The sequence below is a fragment of the Helicobacter sp. T3_23-1059 genome, assembly GCF_053654515.1.
The window spans coordinates 1-1,367 of the sequence record NZ_JBSIUV010000139.1 but is presented as its reverse complement, the minus strand read 5'-3'; the positions used below and the strand labels follow the sequence as shown (position 1 = coordinate 1,367).

Genomic DNA, 1,367 nt, shown 5'->3' with positions numbered 1-1,367 from the left:
CGAATTTTTAATGTTACAATGGAGTAAAAAATGAAAGTATTTATCATAGTCTTATTATCACTTTGTCTTTGCGCTTATGGCGAGGAATGTTTGGAATATGACAAAAGCCCAATGCGTTACCTTAAAAGCAAGGCTCACTCTTTTGATACGATTTATGCACGCAAAACTATGACAAAAGATATGAAAATCTATGGTTTTGGAATCTGTCTTAAATATTTTGATAGAAGTCCAAAAATACGCGCAAATGAAATGGAATATTTTGACGAGCACTTACGGCTAATTGAGGGTAGAAGCAATGCTTATTGTATCACTACTGATAAAGGCAAGCAAATCAAAAACGATATTGAACAATACATAAAAGACACAAAAGCAAAGACATTAGAAAATATAAAATCAGTGATAGAGGATAAATCAAGGCTACAAGATATAGAATCTAATCCGCTTTTGGCATATTGTTTTTATCTCTACGAATCCCCCGAATACCAAGCCGAAATTGAGCGAATCGTGAAAAAATATTGCAAAAGGTGTGAATAAAGAATCTAAATGCCAAAGCTAAATCCACTACTTGAAACAGATAGCGTAGAATGCGCTCATAAAGGCAAGGTTTTGCTTCAATCAAGCACCAAAGATTTAATGTGTGTGCAAGATTCTAGCAACAATGACGCAGGAATGATAAGTTTGCAAGATTTAGCAAATGCTACCATTGTGGGCTGTGCTAACAATATCGCAGGGATTCCAAGTCCTTGCACGAAATTAGCTAATATCCCAAATTCTATTTGCTCCACATTGCTAGAAATTGACAATCAAAAAATAATCCTAGCCCAAGCAATCTCACAAGTCATAACCGACAAAGGCTCACCTCTAATCTTGCAAGGGCAACCAAAAGCAAAAGATATTTTCGAGCTAGATGAGGAGGTGGCAGAGGGTTTTTATAATGCACAAAATAACAACGAGAACGCAGAAACTACAAGCAAATCTAGCCTAAAATCTAGCGCAGAATCTAACGAATCTAATGCAGAATCTAACTCAAAATCAAACACAGATTCTAGCAATTCACAATCCACGCAAGATTCACAAAAAGAAATCATTGAAATGTATTTTAGTTATGGGGAGGAAATGGTAAAATTAGAGGACGATGATTCAAGGCATAGCAATGATATGAATTTACACATAAAAACTAGTGGTTACAATGACGATGAGCAAATGGAAATGGAGGTTAGGACGCAAGGCGAATCTTTTATCATAAATGTCATAATACACAACAATCAAGCATTACTAAAAAATGTCTTTAATGGCAAAAATATACCAGCAGGGGAGATTGAAATCTATGTCTAAAAAAAAGAAAATATTAGCAACAAATATAAGCA

The 1,367-nt window shown here is 34.8% G+C and carries 2 protein-coding genes; both read left to right on the top strand.

The genetic code is table 11. The features are described 5' to 3' along the window. Positions 1 to 30: 30 nt before the first annotated feature. Entirely contained in the window at positions 31 to 534 is a 504-nt protein-coding gene (locus ACWIX0_RS13595) for a hypothetical protein (RefSeq protein ID WP_454174520.1), read from the top strand. Between the two features lie 9 nt (positions 535 to 543). After that, positions 544 to 1,335, top strand: a complete 792-nt coding sequence (locus ACWIX0_RS13590; RefSeq protein ID WP_454174519.1) for a hypothetical protein — start codon at positions 544 to 546, stop codon at positions 1,333 to 1,335. Positions 1,336 to 1,367: the final 32 nt, after the last annotated feature.